The sequence below is a fragment of the Roseovarius sp. JB2-10 genome (genome assembly GCF_055693585.1).
Map to the genome: position 1 here is coordinate 372,386 of NZ_CM146337.1, position 17,246 is coordinate 389,631.

A 17,246-nucleotide genomic window follows, 5' to 3' on the forward strand; every position below is an offset into this window, starting at 1 on the left:
CCCGACGCATGGCGCAGAATTGCTTGCGCAACTAACCAGTCATTGCATCAATTCAGTTGGAAATGCAGAGGGTATTGCCCGTCCTCGAATGGACCGAACATGTCCGGGATATCAGGATGCTCAACCGGTTCGCCGGAATAATCCGCGATCAGGTTCTGCTCACTGACATAGGCGACATAATAGCTCTGCTCATTTTCCGCCAAGAGGTGATAAAATGGCTGATCCTTTACCGGACGGCTTTCCTCCGGGATCGACGAGTACCATTCTTCAGTGTTGGAAAATTCTGGATCTACGTCGAAAACGACACCGCGAAACGGATGTTTCCGATGGCGGACAACTTGCCCGAGATGATATTTTGCACGCGTTTTTAACATTACACACCAGCCCTTGGCACGGACCTTACCGTTTTTTTGCGCAGTTTGTCCAACAATAGCTGCCGTTTAGAACGGAAACAGTCTGTGAACCAGACCTAGACAGTTGGCTGCGCGAAATCCCGCCATCACCGTCAGCGGGGTTGCAAAAATACAATCTGAAATTGCAGATTCCCGTGCAGATTACTGCACTTTGCAATTCCCACGGGGTGTATTTTCCGCTAAACTTTCAGAAAAAATAAACATAGCGAGAGGCAGATGAGCAGAACTCTTCGCGCATTATTGGCGGTAGCGCTGTTGGCTTCGTGCGGCAGTGGCGGTGGTGATCGTGGTCCGGCACCCCGAAATTTGGATAACGCCTGCGCAATCGTAAACGACCGGCCAGAATTCTTGCGGGCGTTTCGCGCGTCTGAACGACGTTGGGGCGTGCCCGTACATGCCCAGATGGCGACCATATATCAGGAAAGCAAATTTGTGGCCGACGCCCGAACGCCCTATCGTTGGTCGGTGGGTGTGATCCCGATGGGACGCCAGAGCTCCGCCTACGGCTATTCTCAGGCACTGGATGGCACGTGGGACGAATATAAACGCGAAACCCGCAGTTTTGGCGCACGGCGTGACAATATCCACGATTCCGCGGATTTCATGGGCTGGTACATGTCCAAATCCAACCAGAGGCTCGGGATTTCACTGAACGACACGCGCAACCAATATCTGGCCTATCACGAGGGGCGCACAGGATTTTCACGCGGCAGCTACAATAGCAAACCCTGGCTGCTCAGGATTTCCAACGAGGTCAGCCAAAGGTCCCAACGCTACGGCGCCCAACTGGCGCAATGTGGCAGAGCCTGACCGCGAAACAAATTTAAAAGGGGGTCATTGATGTGACCCCCAATTTGACCAAAGCAGATTACTTATCCTGACGCACAACTGCGCCTTTGGGCAGGGCGAAAATTTCGTCCTTGAACTGCCCGCCTTTGGTCAGCTCACCCAACACAACCGTGGTCCGTGACCCGCCATTGTCGTTAATGACCCATTGACGCAATTCCACTGGGCTTCCGGTGAACACCAGCTCGATGCTGCCATATTCCGGATGATCCGGGTCCTGCGCCTTCACGGTTGTAGTTTTGTCATCACTGGTATGCCCCACCACCATACGCGCGCGACTTAAATCAACGTTGCGCGCCAGAATGATGCTGAGCGGTGTGCGCCGGAGCGGATAGGCCTCCGCCTTTTGATTGGATTTGGCATCGGCAATCCCCACATGCACGCCGTCCGAGACCACCAATGTGCGATCCGGCGGATTGTATTCAAACCGCACACGCCCCGGCCGTTTGATGAAAATCTGCCCGGTGCTGATAGTCCCGTCATCATTGATCTGGGTGAATTCACCTGTCGCGGATTTCATAGCGTTCAGATATTGGGAAATCACCGGCAGGGACAGCTTTTCAGCTGCGGCGGGTGCCGCCATCAAAACAGTGATCAAACCAGCCGTCAGGGTACGCGCGATATTCATAAGCCACCAACTCCATTCATGCGTCTTGCACCCCACGATGTAGGGTTTGTGCGTCTGTTATGCGATATCAGACGCGTTTTTTCGCGTATCAACGGGGAAACACGGCGCTTCAAGCAATTTTGATCCCAACAAGGTCCAACCGGCGTCAATACGCCGCCAGCCGGGGCCCGTCGGTTGATCGGATCAGGCCTGTTCCGGCACCAGTATTTCACGTTTGCCAACGTGGTTTGCCGCGCTTACGATGCCCTCATCCTCCATCTGTTCAACCAGCCGCGCGGCTTTGTTGTAGCCGATCGCCAGTTTGCGCTGGATGTAGGACGTGCTGCATTTGCGATCTTTGATGGCAATCGCAACAGCCGTATCATAGAGCGCATCTTCGCCATCGGTGTTGCCGCCCGTGTTCAGGCCAAGCACCGCGTCAATGCTGTCGGCCTTCTCTTCGCTTGGCCCGCTGAGCACGCTGTTGACATATTCCGGCGGCCCGTAGGCCTTGAGATTGTTAACCACCTCTTCGACCTCTTCATCACTGACGAAGGGTCCATGGCAGCGCGTGATCTTGCCACCGCCGGCCATGTAGAGCATGTCGCCCATGCCCAGAAGCTGCTCGGCGCCCATCTCGCCCAAGATCGTACGGCTGTCGATTTTTGACGTCACCTGGAAGCTGATCCGCGTGGGGAAGTTGGCCTTGATCGTGCCGGTGATCACATCAACCGACGGGCGCTGCGTCGCCATGATCAGGTGGATACCGCTGGCTCGCGCCATCTGCGCCAGACGCTGGATACAGGCCTCGATCTCCTTGCCCGCCACCATCATCAGGTCTGCCATTTCATCGACGATGACCACGATATAGGGCATCTTTTCCGGCGCGAATTCTTCGGTCTCAAAAACCGGTTCGCCGGTCTCATCGTCGAAGCCGGTTTGAACCGTGCGGCTGAACATTTCGTTCTTCGAAAGCGCCTCGGCCACGCGACCGTTGTAGCCATCGATGTTCCGTACGCCCATTTTTGACATCTTGCGATAGCGGTCTTCCATCTCGGCCACGACCCATTTGAGCGCCACAACCGCTTTCTTCGGATCCGTTACAACCGGGCTCAGAAGATGCGGAATACCGTCATAGACACTCAGTTCCAGCATCTTGGGGTCGATCATGATCAACCGGCATTCATCCGGCGTCAGCTTGTAGAGCAAGCTCAGGATCATGGTATTGATCGCCACGGATTTACCCGAGCCGGTGGTCCCCGCAATCAACAGGTGAGGCATCTTCGCAAGGTTGGCCACAATCGGATCTCCACCGATATCCTTGCCTAGCGCAAGCGGCAGTTTCTGGTTGCCGTCACCGTAATCACGGCTCGACAGAATTTCGCGGAAACCCACCATCTCGCGGTTCTCATTGGGAAGCTCGATGCCGATGACACTACGGCCCGGCACGGTGCTGACCCGGGCGGAAAGGGCCGACATCGACCGCGCGATATCGTCCGCCAGACCAATCACCCGGCTGGCCTTGAGGCCTGGTGCGGGCTCCAGTTCGTACATCGTGACCACGGGGCCCGGACGCACGCTGACGATTTCACCCTTGACGCCGTAGTCATCCAAGACCGCTTCGAGCATCCGGGCGTTTTCTTCCAGTGCTTCATCGCTCAAATGGTGGCGTTGAATGTTCACAGGGTTCGACAAAAGGCTCAACGGCGGCAATTCATACTGCACACGCTGCTTTTCCTCGAACTGCAGTTTTGGCTGCGCTTCTGCCATCGCCCGGGTTGACGGCTGAACTGTTTTGCGTGGTGGATGCTGCACAACCTTGCGGGGCTCGGCCACAGGAATGCGCGGCGCGTCAACCGCGGAATAGGTCTCCATATCCGTCTCAAACGCGTCGTCATCCGCCGGGGCCTCGGGCATGGTCAAGTTGTGCATGTCCATATGCGATGCCGTCAACGGCGGCTCGGCCCGCGGGCCGGTATCGAGGATCAAGGGATCAGGCCCGCGGCCACGCCCCTTGGTCAATGGCGCGACGGACTCAACTTGTACGGCTGGGTTCTGACGCACGCGCGACCGGATGACATCCGCAATTTTTGCACTGATGCGCTCATCCCCGGGGGCATCCGCGTCGCCGTCATAATCGGCGCGGACCAATTCAGGTTCCGGCATCGGATCCGAACGGCGAATGAGCGAAGGCATCCGCGATAGTAGCCCGCCGGATTTTTCCACAGGTGCTTCGCCAGCATCAAGCTCAAGAGGTGGCGCCGTGCGCATCACCACAGGTTCGTGAACGCGGCGCCGTGCCATTTCTTCGGCTTCGTATTCAGCGGCCTCTTCTGCGCGACGCGCGCGGCGATCCGCCAGACGTTCCTGCATCACGCGGGCGGTCTTGCCCGCACCTGCTGCACTTTTGCCCAAGAGCATCATAATGCTGGCATAGGTCATGATGACCCCCACCAGAAGGAACCGCGCAACGCGCAGTATTTCAAATTTTGTAAAGCCCAGGACAAAGGCACCCAGCACCACCATTGCCGCACCCAAAAGCAGCGACAAAACCTTGAGGCTCAGGCTGGCGCTGAAGGGCAAAATCCCAAGTACCGTCCCCAGAACCGTGTCCCCAAAAAGGCCGCCCAGCCCAAAGTTATGCGTTGCATTCCATTCCGCACCCGGCGTCAGGGAAGACGCATAGAGTGCCAGAACCGCCACCCAGATCGGCGCAAAAATCAGCCGTCCGATGGCGCGTTCCTGCCCCATATGCAATGCAAACCGGGCGCCCCAAACGCCTAAAACAATGGCCAGACCCCAGGCGCCCCAGCCCACGATCATGAAGAGAGGGGCGGCTATCGACGCACCAATCGGACCCAGCCAGTTTTCAACCGGCGCATCCGTGGCGGACATCCAACTCGGGTCGTCCGGACTGTAGGAAACGATCAACGCCGCCGCCATTGCGCCAAGTGCAAGCAGCACCAGCCCCAGCAATTCCTTGCCGCGTTTTTCAATCGCTTCGGCCATGTTGCTGTCCAACAGCGGATCGCGTCCCCGTGCCTGATATGCCATGTCTTCCCTCGTTTTCACTCAACCATATAGACAGTCGCGAAGCCGGGTGAGGCCCTGCGCCATCTCTTCTATTGGGGCCACCATCGCGGCCCGGATATATCCTGTGCCGGGGTTTGTGCCCCCGGCGTCGCGACTCAGATACGCGCCGGGCAATACCCGCACGCCTGTCTCCAACCACAATTTCATCGTCGCCTCTTCGCCGTTTTCGACCGGCAGCCAGAGGAAAAATCCCGCCTCGGGGCTGAAAAATCCTGGAACACCATCCATGATTTCATCGGCCCGGGCATATTTCGCGGCATAGAGCGCGCGGTTTTCCACCACATGCGCTTCATCGTCCCAAACCTTTTCCGCCGCATGTTGCAACGGCATCGGCAGCGGACTACCGGCATAGTTCCGCATTTGGCGCACACGTTTTATGGTTTCCGACCCGCTTGCAATGAACCCGCTGCGCAGACCAGGCATGTTTGATCGCTTCGACAAGGAATGAAAGGCCACCAGACGTTCAGGGTCAGCCCCCATTTCATGCGCAACTTCCAGCGCACCTACGGGTGGGGTGTCGCGGTAAATTTCCGAATAGCATTCATCGGCAAAAATCTTGAAATCGTATGTCTCTGCCAATTTGATCAGCGACGTCCAGTAGCTCCGATCCGCCACAGCACCTTGAGGGTTGCTGGGCGAACACAAAAAAGCGACTGAGACCTGATTAAGAACATCGGGCGATAGTGACGCAAAATCAGGCAGATAGCCGGTGTCGCGTGTGGCATTCAGAAAAACTGGTTCGGCGCCGACGCTCAGCGCGGCAACCATGTAAACTTGGTAAAACGGGTTCGGCACCAAGACTTTGGGCTGGCGTCCATCCTTGGTTTCCGGGCAGAGCGCCATCATCGCATTGTAGAGGCCTTCGCGGGTGCCATTAAGCGCCATGACATGCGCATCGGGGTCCAACGTCACGCCGTAGCGACGTCCGACCCAATCACAGATCGCGCGACGCAATCCCGGCGCGCCCTCATTGACCGGATAATTTCCAAATCCATCCGCATTTTGTGCAATAATATCAACGATCCAGCGCGGAAAATCATGCCCCGGTTCCCCGATGGTCATATGAATAGGATCACCGCCAGGCGCATGGGCGTCCAGAAGGGTCCGCAGACGCGGAAACGCATAGGCCGGTAGGTTCGAAAACCGCTCGGGAAACATACAAATCTGCCTCAAGGTTCGGGATCATGATCGCCCCGTTTGATATGAATCTACCCTACCAGAGGCTCAGAGGTCCAGCAAAACCAATGCCTTGGGGGTAAATTGTGGCATTTTTGGCAACCCTAAGCCCAACACCAGCCCAGCCCCTTGTTTTAAAGGCCAATGCGCCGGGGAAATTCCCGCCAGGTCAGTTCAGGGCCTGCTCTGCCGCGCTGGCCAGCCGCAACAATCGTTCTTCACCGAAAGGTTTACCACACAGCATGATGCCGCAGCTTGGGACACCTGTCGGCAACGTGATCGCGCACAGCCCCATCAAATTGCCAACGCGTGTGTTGCGCAGCGCCATCAGATTTTCTTCCAGATAATACGCATTATCCGTCATCAAACGCTCAACATTGGGCGGCAATGTGGGCGCTGAGGGAAGTATTACGGCATCATACCCTGCGACCCTTTTGTGCCAATCCGCACGCAAACGGTCCAGCTTTTGCCATGCGGCCACGTAGTCAGCGGCCTTGAAATCCTGACCCGAGCGGAACCTCTCCAGAATGGGCGCGAACATTTTGTCCGGGTGCGCTTCGATGACCTCCGCCCAGGTGCCATAGGCCTCCGCCGTGAAAAGCAGTCCGGATAATGGCATCGCCTCTGCGATTTCCGGCGCGTCGATCTTCTCAACATGGGCACCGGCGGCCTGCAATCGCTCGACCGCACTTGTGTAGGCCGCTAAGGGTGCATCACGCACGTCCTCCATTGCGGACGTTTGCAGGGCTGCCAACCGCATGCCTTGCATCGAAGCGCCGCGCAGGTCCGCAGGCGCTTTGCCTTCCATCACGGCCAGCGTCAGCGCACAGTCTTCCACACTGCGCGACAAAGGCCCGACCGTATCGAACCGTTCGCAAAGCGGCAACACACCCTCCAGAGACACCCGGCCAGATGTCGTCTTCAGGCCGACAAGATCATTCCATGCCGCGGGTATGCGAACCGAGCCGCCCGTGTCGGACCCTATCCCGCACGCCGCCAATCCAAAGGCCACCGAAGCTGCCGCACCCGAAGAGGACCCGCCCGGCACAGCGCCTGCATCGTTCACATTGGGCGGCGTCGCAGTCATCGGGTTCAACCCGAGGCCCGAAAACGCAAACTCGCTCATATGTGTCTTTCCCAGACAGACCAGCCCTGCGGCCATGGCCGCGCGCAGAACGCGTGCATCCTGGGTCGGTACGCGCCCCGCCAGCAACGCAGAACCAGAACATGTTTCGGTCCCGGCCGTGTCAAACAAATCCTTCCAACTGATTGGAACACCGTCGAGAAGGCTTAAACGTTGGCCGGACTTTGCCCGTTCCGCCGCAGCAGCCGCTTCGGCACGTGCGCGATCATGGGTCACCACCGAATAAATGCGATCCGACGCATCATGTGCTTCGATTGCCGCAAGATATGTTTCCGTCAATTCAACAGGGTCAATTTCACCCGAGCCAATGCCGCGCCCCAGATCGCTGGCACTCATCCACACCCATTCCTGCATTGCAGCCCCCATCATCTGTCTTCCGAAAACCCGACGGTAGCGGCAGTCCGGCGCATGGACAATCCCGAGTAAGCCGCCATATGTAACCTGATGACACATGATGCTGACATATTGATCGTGGGGGGCGGGTTGAACGGGCCTGCGCTCGCTATTGCTCTGGCACAGGCTGGCCACAGTGTGACGATCATCGATGCCCTTGCGGAAAAAGTGCGAAAAAACGCGGGCTTTGATGGCCGGAGTTATGCGCTTGCACTGGCATCGGTACGGCTTTTGCGCGCCATTAACGTCTGGCAAGGCATCGACGAGAAATCTCAGCCGATGCTCGAAATCAAAGTCACGGACGGGCGCGCCGGTCAGGGTGCATCCCCTTTCTTCATGCATTTCGATCACGCCGAAATCGAAGAAGGCCCAATGGGCCACATGATCGAAGATCGTTTTTTGCGTCGGGCGTTTCTGGAGGTAATGGCAGCGACCCCTGGCATTACACACCTCTCTGGCGAAACGGTTGTTGCGCAGGAAACAGACCCCGCGGGCGCGCGCATCACGCTGGCCTCAGGCACGACGCTCTCGGGCCGGTTGCTGGTGGGATCGGATGGCCGTGGCTCCGGAACCGCCGAACGCGCAGGGATTTCCCGAACCGGTTGGGGTTACGGACAAACCGCATTGGTGTGCGCCATCGAGCACGAATTGCCGCACCATGGCATCGCGCATCAGTTCTTTATGCCCCCCGGTCCGCTGGCTATTTTGCCCCTTCCGGGAAATGTAAGTTCGATCGTCTGGAGCGAATCCGTAGAGACCGCAGCAGAATTCGCGGCCCTTTCGGATGCAGATTTCATGCAGGTTCTGCGCCCGCGATTTGGCGACTTTCTGGGGGATATCCAGCTGCGAGGGAAACGGTACACCTACCCGCTCGGTCTCACTGTTGCGAATACGCTCGTGGCTGAACGCTTGGCACTGATCGGGGACGCGGCGCATGGTGTACACCCGATCGCGGGGCAGGGTCTGAACGCCGGACTGCGTGATGTGGGCGCGCTGGCGCATGTGCTGGATGAAGCCACCCGACGTGGTGAAGACATCGGTGCGCCTGATGTATTGGCGCGCTACCAGCAATGGCGGCGCTTTGATACCGCAACACTTGCGATGGCGACCGACCTGACGAATAGATTGTTTTCAAATGATAACCCGCTCCTCCGTTTGGGTCGCGACCTGGGCATGGGGGCCATCAACGCGATGCCATCTCTTCGGCGGAAATTCATTCGGGAGGCCGCCGGTTTAACTGGCGACCTCCCGAATTTGATGCGCGGTTGACCTTCTGCTCGACAGGTTTTCTGCACCGCACACAAACAGTCTTCTGTTTCTAAAGCCGTTGGAACGGCTTCTGTATCAGCCCGCGAATTTCTCCAGCACATCGTTTTCTTCTGCGTCCGGCGCAACCAACCGCAAAACGGGTGCGGCGGGGCGGGCCGCGACGGGATCACCGGGGCGCACGGCACGGTCCGGCGCCTGATAGCGCTCATCCACGGGGCTTGATGTGAAAATCCGGCGCAGGGACAGATCAACGATGTCTGATTTCGGACGCTCCTGCACCGTGACCTGAGGCACCTCGCGCTCTTCCCAATAGGCAGGGTTGTTCAGGATATGTGCGGGCAGCCTGTCACGCAGCAGAACACGACGCTTCTGCTTTTTGACCACAACCTCATGGTGCTGCCCGGCATGGCTGTCAGGATCACTCAATACAACATCACGCAACATCTGCTCGCGAACTTTAAGCGCGTTAATCTCAGACCGAATTCCGGCCAACTCATCAGCGATATTGCGTGTATGGAACATTTTTATTCTCCGTCCTGGTGACAGTGAGAACAAAAACAGAACTTGATTAAAACTGAGTGAATAATATTCAGGTTTTGTTCTCAAGGAACGAAATTATGGAACCGCCGTATTTTCGCGTCTCAATGAGGTGCAGCGCTTCTGGCACGTCGATATCGGTGTTTTCCTCCCAGACAATCAGCGCACCCGGCGCGATCCAGCCACTGGATAGTGCCGCCTTCATCGCGGCTTCACCCAGTGACTTGCCGTAAGGTGGATCGAGGAAAACAAGATCAAAGGCTGGGTCAGGGTTGTCGCCCAGACGTCTTGCATCCCGGCGAATGACATTCGTCTGATCCGACGCACGCAACAGGCTGATATTGTCCGCGAGGATTTTCTGCGCCTTGCGACCATCCTCGACAAAACTCACAAACGCCGCCCCGCGCGACAACGCCTCAAGGCCCAAGGCACCCGTGCCCGCAAAGATATCCAACACGCGCGCGCCACTAACAGGATCACCATAGCCACCGGCCAACACGTTAAAGAGGCTTTCACGCACACGGTCCGTTGTGGGGCGCAAATGCGCTGCGGCGTCGCCCTTGCCCACCGATGCCAGCGCGCGACCTCTATGGGTGCCGCCAATGATCCTCACGCGCGCATCAACTGCTTCAGATCGGCTTCCGGATCGGCCACGATGTCCGGATCAGCCGTTTTGCCGCCATCGATCAGGCGTTTGCCAACCATATAGGCGCGTGGCTCATTCATCGCGTCGACCGCCAGCAGCTGATCCCCCTTGAAGTACCAGAAGGACGCATTTGTCGGCCCGTCGCCAGGGCGTGTAACGATCCGATCATATCCGGTGTTCAGGCCCGCGATTTGCAGTTTCACGTCATATTGGTCCGACCAGAACCACGGTTGTGGCACATAGATCTTGCCCGCACCCATGATGTTTTCCGCTACACATTCCGCCATGTCGATGGCGTTGGGCACACTTTCGAGGCGCGCCCGTCCGCCAGCGTGCGGAAAGGACGCGCAATCGCCCGCGGCCCAGATCGCCGGATCGCTGGTCTGGCCAAGCGCATTCACCTTGATCCCGTTGTCGATCTCAAGCCCGGCTGCTTCGGCCAGGTCTGTGGCGGGCATGATGCCCACACCGACGATCACAAAATCGGCGCTCAGCTCGGAGCCATCACTCAGCCGCGCGCCAGTGACGTGGCCTTCGCCCACCAGCCGTTCAAGTCCGACGCCCTCGCGGATCGCCACGCCATGGCCCTGATGCAAGTTGCGAAAGAAATCCGATGTTTCCTTGGCCGCAACACGCTGCAAAATGCGGTCAGCCATCTCAACCAGCGTGACATTCAAACCCTTGCTGGCCGCCACCGCCGCAGCCTCCAGACCGATATATCCACCACCGACAATCAAAACCCGTTTGCCCGCGCCAAACCCCGGGGCCATTGTGTCGACATCCTTGAGGTCACGTACAACAAACACGCCCTCCAGCTCCCCCCAATCGCGGCGGGCAGGCGCCGGGGCGTGGAACCGGTGGTCAGCACCAGATGATCGTAGGGAATGCGCGCTTCACCCACGGCAACTTCCTGCGCCGCGCGATCAATCCCTGTCACATTCTGGCTCAGGCGCAGATCGATATCGTTTTCGCCATAAAAACTCTCGGGTCTGAGATAGAGCCGTTCCAACTCCATTTCGCCCAACAGGTATTTCTTCGACAAAGGCGGGCGCTGGTAAGGTGGGACAGGTTCTTCACCGATCAAAGTGACCGCCCCGTCAAATCCACTATTGCGTAATTTTGCCACCAGCGACGACCCGGCCTGCCCCGCGCCAACCACAACAACCCGCGTCATTCCGCTTTCTCCCTGATTCATCCGTGGCCTTGCCTACGTTCACGGCCTATATCTACACTCACGAGAAACGCAATTGATAGACAGGATGCGACCATGAGTATTTCCACGGGCGACAAACTTCCCGAAGCCACCCTGATGCAAATGGGCGCAGAAGGCCCCGAGGCGGTTTCGCTGGCCGAAAAGACCGCAGGCCGCAAGGTGATCATCTTTGCGGTGCCCGGCGCCTACACACCCACATGCCATTCCGCGCATGTGCCGAGTTTTATCCGCACCAAGGACGATCTGGCTGGCAAGGGCGTGGACGAATTGATCTGCGTCAGCGTCAACGATCCGTTTGTGATGAAATCATGGGGCGAGGCCACGGGCGCGACCGATGCAGGCATCACAATGCTGGGCGATGCGGATGCGTCCTTTACCAAGGCCATCGGCATGGATTTTGACGCACCGCCCGCCGGCCTGCTGTCTCGTTCCAAACGCTACGCGATGCTGGTGGAAGACGGTGTTGTCAGCGTTCTGCAGGCCGAAGAAAACCCCGGTGTGTGCGACGTTTCCGGCGGTGAAGCTATGCTGGACGCCATCTGAACATTCAAGCCGGGCGCGTATTTTTTCCTGCGCCCGGCACTTTCGCATCTCTTCCAGCTGGACGTTGAAATCCGCCCGATCCGGGCCTGCGATGCAACACGTCACCCGGCAATTTCGCAAATCGCCCGTTTGTTATCGCAAACGCTGTTTTCCCTGACCGCTGAAGGCGCTAGAAGGCGCGCAACAGGCAGGAGCAGTTATGACCACACCGAAACCCGTCGTCTTGTGTATTCTTGATGGCTGGGGCCTCTCCGAACGGACGGAGGCCAATGCACCAGTGTTGGCAGACACTCCCACCTTTGATCGCCTGATGGAAACCTGCCCAAGCAGCACCTTGATTACCCATGGCCCTGATGTGGGATTGCCGGAGGACCAAATGGGTAACTCGGAGGTCGGCCATATGAACATCGGTGCCGGTCGCGTGGTCGAGATGGATTTGCGCCGGATCGATCAGGCCATTCGCACCGGAAGCTTTGCCAATCTGCCAGGCATCCAGCATTTCGCCGGGCGCCTTAAAGCTTCAGGCGGCACCGCACATCTATTGGGTGTTCTCTCTGATGGTGGCGTGCATTCGCATATCGAACACATGATCGCCGCCGCGCGTGCCCTCACCGATCATGGCCTGCCTGTGGCAATCCACGCCTTCACGGATGGCCGCGACGTCGCACAGGTATCTGCCAAAACCTATCTGGAAGAGCTGCGCGATGCACTGCCGCCGGAAGCTTTTATCGCCACGGTCAGCGGGCGTTATTACGCGATGGACCGCGACAACCGGTGGGACAGGGTCAAACTGGCCTATGAAGCGCTGGCAAATGGTGAAGGATACACCGCCAAGACAGCCGCCGATGCGATCGAAAACGCCTATGGCAAGGGCCGTACGGACGAGTTTATCAAGCCCCGCGTTCTCGGCGATTATGCCGGAATGAAAGACGGCGACGGTATTTTATGTCTCAACTTCCGCGCGGATCGAGCCCGTGAAATTCTGGCCAGCTTTGCTGATCCGGATTTCAAACATTTCGAAACCGGTCCACGACCCAATTTTGCGATTGTCAGCGGCTTCACCGAATATTCGCGCCGTCATGCGACCTATATGGATTGCATCTTCCCTGACGAGAGGCCCGAAAACACCCTGTCTGAATGGGTCGGCAAAAAAGGCAAACGCCAATATCATACCGCCGAGACCGAGAAGTACCCCCATGTCACATTCTTCCTGAACGGCGGAAAGGAGACGCCAGAGCCGGGCGAAGACCGCGACGTTGCCCCGTCTCCGGATGTCCCGACTTATGACGAACAACCCGAAATGTCGGCCGCAGAAGTGACCGACAATGTCGTTGGTGCGATCGAGGCGGCATATGACCTGATCATCGTCAACTACGCCAATCCGGATATGGTGGGCCATACCGGTGATCTGAAAGCGGCAATGGCGGCATGTGCTGCGGTGGATCAGGGATTGAGCCGCGTTGTCAAAGCGCTGGAAAAAGCGGGCGGGTCGATGATTTTGACGGCGGACCATGGCAATTGCGAAGTTATGGTCGATCCGGATACCGGCAAACCGCACACCGCGCATACGCTTAACCCGGTACCTGTCATCCTGACGGGTGGGCCGGATGGCGCCGCGTTGAGGCCCGGCCGTCTGGCAGATTTGGCCCCAACTGTTTTGCACTTGATGGGCCTGCCATTGCCTCCCGAAATGACCGGTAAGAGCCTGATCACATGAGGATTTGGCCAGGGATCGCAGCAATTTTTCTGGCAGGCACCGCCTTTGCCCAAGAAGATTTTGCAGCAGATGCTGCCCGCAGCGCCGCTGCACAACTCGCAGAGGCGGCCATTCGTCTGGACGAAGCAGAGGGCGCGCGCAACAGGGTGAAGGCGCTGACCGAAACCATTCAGGCCTTTGAAAGCGGGTTGGAGGCGATGCGCGAAGGTCTGCGCCGCGCTGCAATCCGGGAAGAAGTCCTGACCCGGGATTTGCGGGCGCGCGAAGATGAGATATCGCGGCTACTGGGCGTCTTGCAATCCATGGGCAGCGCGCCGTCACCGGTCCTGCTCTTGCATCCTTCGGGGCCCGTCGGCACCGCCCGATCCGGCATGATCCTGGCCGAGGTGACGCCCGCATTGAATGTGCGTGTGGCTGAATTACGCGACAAAGTGCAGGAGGTCAGTGTGTTGCGCGCCTTGCAACAAAGCGCCGCCGATACACTGCAAAACGGGCTCGATGGCGCACAGGACGCGCGCACTGCCCTGTCACAGGCTATTTCTGATCGGACGGACCTGCCGCAACGCTTCACCGAAGACCCGGTGAAGACCGCGTTGCTGATCGCCTCTACGGAAACGCTCGAAGGCTTTGCCAGCGGCCTCAGCCAAATCGCAGTCGGTGAAGCGCCAGGCAGCCTGCCCGACATCACAGACCGCAAGGGCGCGCTGACACTGCCCGTCCCGGGCCGGGTTCTGCGTCAGGCGGGCGAGGCTGATGCAGCAGGTATTTCCCGCCCTGGAATTGTGCTGGCCACACGCCCCCGCGCGCTTGTGACAACACCCACGGCCGCGACATTGCGCTATAGCGGGCCTTTGCTTGATTACGGAAATGTTATCATTCTCGAACCTCAGGCGGGAATTCTGCTGGTGCTTGCGGGGCTCGACGTGGTCTATGGTCAGATAGGACAGGTGCTTCCCGGTGGCAGCCCCGTGGGATTGATGGGCGGAATTGATCCTGATCCCGGCGCATTATTGCCACGTGACGGGCAGGAAACGGCTACCGGTCAGACCGAAACCCTCTATATAGAGGTGAGACAAGATAATTCCGCCGTGGACCCGGCACTGTGGTTCAAGATTGACGAAGGATGACGATGCGATGAAAAAATTCCTGATGGCCGCCGCGGCCGGAACGCTGACAGGCGTGGTGGTGACCACCCAGGTCGCTGCCCCTTTGCTGGCACAGGAAGCTGCAAAAGCGACCAATGTTTACGAACAGCTGGACCTGTTTGGAGATATCTTTGAGCGCATCCGATCACAATATGTCGAAGAGGTAGATGAAGCTGATCTGATCGAAGCAGCGATCAACGGCATGCTGACATCGCTTGATCCACATTCCAGCTATCTTTCGCCAAATGACGCGGCCGATATGCGGGTGCAGACGCGCGGTGAATTTGGCGGTCTGGGGATCGAAGTCACGCAGGAAGATGGGTTCGTCAAAGTCGTCTCGCCGATTGATGGCACCCCCGCGGATGAGGCCGGCGTCGAAGCTGGCGATTTCATCACCCATGTCGACAATGAAAGCGTTCTGGGTCTGACCCTTGATGAGGCAGTTGATCTGATGCGCGGCCCAGTGGGCAGCGAGATCGTGATCACTGTGGTGCGCGAGGGAGAGACCGAGCCGTTCGACGTCTCCATCGTACGCGACACGATCAAGCTGACCGCGGTTCGCACCCGTACCGAGCAAGATACCGTCGTGCTCCGCGTCACTACATTCAACGACCAGACCTATAAGAACCTTGAAAGCGGTTTGAAAGAACAGGTCGAAGAAGCCGGCGGGTTTGATAACATTCGCGGCATCATTCTGGATTTGCGCAACAACCCGGGCGGATTGCTGACACAAGCGATCCGTGTTTCCGATGCCTTCCTTGAGAAGGGTGAAATCGTCAGCACCCGCGGACGTGCGCCCGAAGACGGTGATCGTTTCAATGCCACCGAAGGGGATTTGGCTGATGGCAAACCGATTGTTGTTCTGATCAACGGCGGCTCCGCCAGTGCTTCCGAGATCGTTGCCGGTGCCCTCAAGGATCACCGCCGTGCCATTGTTGTGGGCACCAAGAGCTTTGGCAAAGGCTCGGTTCAGACCGTCATGCCGCTGCGCGGTGACGGGGCTATGCGCCTGACGACGGCGCGCTATTACACGCCATCAGGCCGATCGATTCAGGCCCTTGGCGTCTCGCCCGACATTGTGGTGGAACAACCGCGCCGTGCGCCTGAATCCGAGGATGAAGAGGAAGAAAACCAGCGCGGCTTCCGGTCAGAGGCCGATCTGCGTGGCAGCCTCAACAACGATAGTCTGTCCGAGGACGAAATTCGTCAGATCGAAGAAGACAATGCCCGCGCAGAAGAAGCTGCAAAGCTGCGCGAGGATGACTACCAGCTGGCCTATGCCATCGACATCCTCAAAGGCCTCACGGCGCTGAATGGCGACGAATAGAGCATTTTGCTTTTGGTAAATCTTAACGCCGCGGCTTGGTTGGCCGCGGCGTTTTCTTGCCCGCCTGTTTGAGGCGAAAGACCCCGGCACTGGAATGGCGGTGCTCGAATGTTTATGTCAGTGACATACCAAGAAAGCGGAACTTCGAATGACCCCCGCAGAAATTGAACTGCTTCCTTACCGGCCCTGCGTGGGCGTGATGTTGGTCAATCCGGACGGCCATGTCTTTGTTGGCCAACGTCTGGATAACAACACAGCAGCATGGCAAATGCCTCAGGGTGGTGTGGATCCGGGCGAAGCGCCGCGCGATGCGGCCCTGCGGGAATTGTGGGAAGAAACCGGTGTTGTGTCTGATCTTGTCACGGTCGAGGCCGAGACGCAGGATTGGATCGCGTATGATCTGCCGCACGATCTGGTGCCGCGCCTCTGGAAAGGGCGGTATCGCGGGCAGGAACAGAAATGGTATTTGCTGCGCTTCAACGGCACGGATGCAGATGTGAACATCGCAACCGAACATCCTGAATTTTCCGAATGGCGATGGTTGGCCGCCAACGAACTTGTGGCCAATATCGTGCCGTTCAAGCGCAATGTGTATGAACGCGTCCTTGACCAGTTTGGAGAGCTTCTATGAAACGCTATCTTTTGCCCGTCGTGCTGTCGTGCGCCGCAAGCCCGGCCCTGTCACTCTCATGTCTGCCACCGGATGTGACCAGCAGCTACAACGAGGCCGCAGCCTCTGAGAAAACCTATGTTGTCGTACATGGCACTTTGAGCTTTGACGAAAGTCAATTGCCCGAGGTCGATTTGAACCGTCAGGACGAAACCCCGCCGGAAACAGACATCCCGGGGCGTCTGACCGGGAAATCCCTGTCTCAGGCCGGGTTCGAGGCGGCGTTTGACCGGCCCGTGACAGTCCGTGCCATGTGTTTTGGCCCTTGGTGCGGGCGGCCTGTGTCAGGGACGGACTACTTGGCGTTTCTGGAAAAGTCAGGGGACAGCTACGTGCTGGCCGTCACGCCCTGTGGCGGGTTCGAATTTGCCGAGCCGACGAAGGCGATGCTGAAGCAGGCAACCCAGTGCATGAAGGGCAAGAACTGTAGCAACTGAGCTAAAATGGCGCGGGCTCCCACATGGGACTCGCAAAAAGAACAAAACGTGAATATGATGTACGTCTGCC

Annotated in this window: 15 protein-coding genes and 1 pseudogene; 8 read left to right on the top strand and 8 right to left on the bottom strand. The window is 58.0% G+C overall.

Annotated elements, in window-relative coordinates; translation table 11 throughout:
- Window positions 1-47: 47 nt before the first annotated feature.
- On the bottom strand, window positions 48-374 hold the full coding sequence (gene hspQ, locus ACZ1HJ_RS01815) for a heat shock protein HspQ (RefSeq protein WP_347533057.1): 327 nt from the start codon (window positions 372-374) through the stop codon (window positions 48-50).
- 255 nt (window positions 375-629) lie between these two features.
- On the opposite strand from hspQ, the gene ACZ1HJ_RS01820 reads away from it, so the two are divergent.
- On the top strand, window positions 630-1,223 hold the full coding sequence (locus tag ACZ1HJ_RS01820; protein WP_472720664.1) for a transglycosylase SLT domain-containing protein: 594 nt from the start codon (window positions 630-632) through the stop codon (window positions 1,221-1,223).
- A gap of 58 nt (window positions 1,224-1,281) precedes the next feature.
- Here the strand turns inward: ACZ1HJ_RS01820 and ACZ1HJ_RS01825 are convergent, their stop codons facing one another.
- From ACZ1HJ_RS01825 to ACZ1HJ_RS01840, 4 genes are all read right to left on the bottom strand, one after another.
- A complete protein-coding gene (locus ACZ1HJ_RS01825) occupies window positions 1,282-1,887 on the bottom strand; it encodes a LolA family protein (protein ID WP_472720665.1) in 606 nt (201 codons plus the stop codon).
- A 183-nt stretch (window positions 1,888-2,070) separates the two neighbouring features.
- Window positions 2,071-4,920, bottom strand: a complete 2,850-nt coding sequence (locus ACZ1HJ_RS01830) for a DNA translocase FtsK (RefSeq protein WP_472720666.1) — start codon at window positions 4,918-4,920, stop codon at window positions 2,071-2,073.
- Between the two features lie 18 nt (window positions 4,921-4,938).
- Complete coding sequence (locus tag ACZ1HJ_RS01835; protein ID WP_472720667.1) at window positions 4,939-6,117, bottom strand: aminotransferase class I/II-fold pyridoxal phosphate-dependent enzyme; 1,179 nt, start codon at window positions 6,115-6,117, stop codon at window positions 4,939-4,941.
- 187 nt (window positions 6,118-6,304) lie between these two features.
- Window positions 6,305-7,633 carry an amidase gene (locus ACZ1HJ_RS01840; RefSeq protein WP_472722133.1) on the bottom strand — a complete coding sequence of 443 codons (1,329 nt, stop codon included), beginning with the start codon at window positions 7,631-7,633 and terminating at the stop codon, window positions 6,305-6,307.
- 90 nt (window positions 7,634-7,723) lie between these two features.
- Here ACZ1HJ_RS01840 and ACZ1HJ_RS01845 point away from each other — a divergent pair, with 90 nt between their 5' ends.
- The gene (locus tag ACZ1HJ_RS01845) at window positions 7,724-8,941 is read left to right on the top strand and encodes an FAD-dependent monooxygenase (protein ID WP_472720668.1); all 1,218 of its coding nucleotides are present in this window, start codon (window positions 7,724-7,726) and stop codon (window positions 8,939-8,941) included.
- Window positions 8,942-9,016: 75 nt separating this feature from the next.
- Here ACZ1HJ_RS01845 and ACZ1HJ_RS01850 read toward each other — a convergent pair whose 3' ends face one another.
- From ACZ1HJ_RS01850 to ACZ1HJ_RS01860, 3 genes and pseudogenes are all read right to left on the bottom strand, one after another.
- Entirely contained in the window at window positions 9,017-9,463 is a 447-nt protein-coding gene (locus ACZ1HJ_RS01850) for a hypothetical protein (RefSeq protein ID WP_472720669.1), read from the bottom strand.
- 67 nt (window positions 9,464-9,530) lie between these two features.
- Entirely contained in the window at window positions 9,531-10,091 is a 561-nt protein-coding gene (rsmD, locus tag ACZ1HJ_RS01855; RefSeq protein ID WP_472720670.1) for a 16S rRNA (guanine(966)-N(2))-methyltransferase RsmD, read from the bottom strand.
- Window positions 10,088-11,298, bottom strand: a pseudogene (locus ACZ1HJ_RS01860) (NAD(P)/FAD-dependent oxidoreductase). Before ACZ1HJ_RS01860 ends, rsmD begins: the two are co-directional and overlap by 4 nt.
- 93 nt (window positions 11,299-11,391) lie before the next feature.
- On the opposite strand from ACZ1HJ_RS01860, the gene ACZ1HJ_RS01865 reads away from it, so the two are divergent.
- The 6 genes from ACZ1HJ_RS01865 (at window position 11,392) to ACZ1HJ_RS01890 (ending at window position 17,176) form a co-directional block, all read left to right on the top strand.
- Complete coding sequence (locus ACZ1HJ_RS01865; protein ID WP_472720671.1) at window positions 11,392-11,880, top strand: redoxin family protein; 489 nt, start codon at window positions 11,392-11,394, stop codon at window positions 11,878-11,880.
- Between the two features lie 199 nt (window positions 11,881-12,079).
- The gene (gpmI, locus tag ACZ1HJ_RS01870) at window positions 12,080-13,597 is read left to right on the top strand and encodes a 2,3-bisphosphoglycerate-independent phosphoglycerate mutase (protein ID WP_472720672.1); all 1,518 of its coding nucleotides are present in this window, start codon (window positions 12,080-12,082) and stop codon (window positions 13,595-13,597) included.
- Window positions 13,594-14,724: a murein hydrolase activator EnvC family protein gene (locus tag ACZ1HJ_RS01875; RefSeq protein WP_472720673.1), complete on the top strand. Its 1,131-nt coding sequence runs from the start codon at window positions 13,594-13,596 to the stop codon at window positions 14,722-14,724. Before gpmI ends, ACZ1HJ_RS01875 begins: the two co-directional genes overlap by 4 nt.
- Before the next feature lie 7 nt (window positions 14,725-14,731).
- Window positions 14,732-16,069 (top strand): S41 family peptidase, encoded by a 1,338-nt coding sequence (locus ACZ1HJ_RS01880; protein ID WP_472720674.1) that lies wholly within the window; start codon window positions 14,732-14,734, stop codon window positions 16,067-16,069.
- 148 nt (window positions 16,070-16,217) lie between these two features.
- Window positions 16,218-16,700: an RNA pyrophosphohydrolase gene (locus ACZ1HJ_RS01885; RefSeq protein WP_472720675.1), complete on the top strand. Its 483-nt coding sequence runs from the start codon at window positions 16,218-16,220 to the stop codon at window positions 16,698-16,700.
- The gene (locus ACZ1HJ_RS01890) at window positions 16,697-17,176 is read left to right on the top strand and encodes a hypothetical protein (protein ID WP_472720676.1); all 480 of its coding nucleotides are present in this window, start codon (window positions 16,697-16,699) and stop codon (window positions 17,174-17,176) included. The genes ACZ1HJ_RS01885 and ACZ1HJ_RS01890 overlap by 4 nt, the downstream gene beginning before the upstream one ends.
- Window positions 17,177-17,246 lie beyond the last annotated feature (70 nt).

Coding starts and splice junctions, on each gene's coding strand:
- ACZ1HJ_RS01845 (WP_472720668.1), top strand. CDS start 7,724: ATGACACATGATGCTGACATATTGATCGTGGGGGGCGGGTTGAACGGG.
- ACZ1HJ_RS01865 (WP_472720671.1), top strand. CDS start 11,392: ATGAGTATTTCCACGGGCGACAAACTTCCCGAAGCCACCCTGATGCAA.
- ACZ1HJ_RS01820 (WP_472720664.1), top strand. CDS start 630: ATGAGCAGAACTCTTCGCGCATTATTGGCGGTAGCGCTGTTGGCTTCG.
- ACZ1HJ_RS01840 (WP_472722133.1), bottom strand. CDS start 7,633: ATGCAGGAATGGGTGTGGATGAGTGCCAGCGATCTGGGGCGCGGCATT.
- gpmI (WP_472720672.1), top strand. CDS start 12,080: ATGACCACACCGAAACCCGTCGTCTTGTGTATTCTTGATGGCTGGGGC.
- ACZ1HJ_RS01875 (WP_472720673.1), top strand. CDS start 13,594: ATGAGGATTTGGCCAGGGATCGCAGCAATTTTTCTGGCAGGCACCGCC.
- ACZ1HJ_RS01890 (WP_472720676.1), top strand. CDS start 16,697: ATGAAACGCTATCTTTTGCCCGTCGTGCTGTCGTGCGCCGCAAGCCCG.
- ACZ1HJ_RS01825 (WP_472720665.1), bottom strand. CDS start 1,887: ATGAATATCGCGCGTACCCTGACGGCTGGTTTGATCACTGTTTTGATG.
- ACZ1HJ_RS01850 (WP_472720669.1), bottom strand. CDS start 9,463: ATGTTCCATACACGCAATATCGCTGATGAGTTGGCCGGAATTCGGTCT.
- ACZ1HJ_RS01880 (WP_472720674.1), top strand. CDS start 14,732: ATGAAAAAATTCCTGATGGCCGCCGCGGCCGGAACGCTGACAGGCGTG.
- ACZ1HJ_RS01830 (WP_472720666.1), bottom strand. CDS start 4,920: ATGGCATATCAGGCACGGGGACGCGATCCGCTGTTGGACAGCAACATG.
- ACZ1HJ_RS01885 (WP_472720675.1), top strand. CDS start 16,218: ATGACCCCCGCAGAAATTGAACTGCTTCCTTACCGGCCCTGCGTGGGC.
- hspQ (WP_347533057.1), bottom strand. CDS start 374: ATGTTAAAAACGCGTGCAAAATATCATCTCGGGCAAGTTGTCCGCCAT.
- ACZ1HJ_RS01835 (WP_472720667.1), bottom strand. CDS start 6,117: ATGTTTCCCGAGCGGTTTTCGAACCTACCGGCCTATGCGTTTCCGCGT.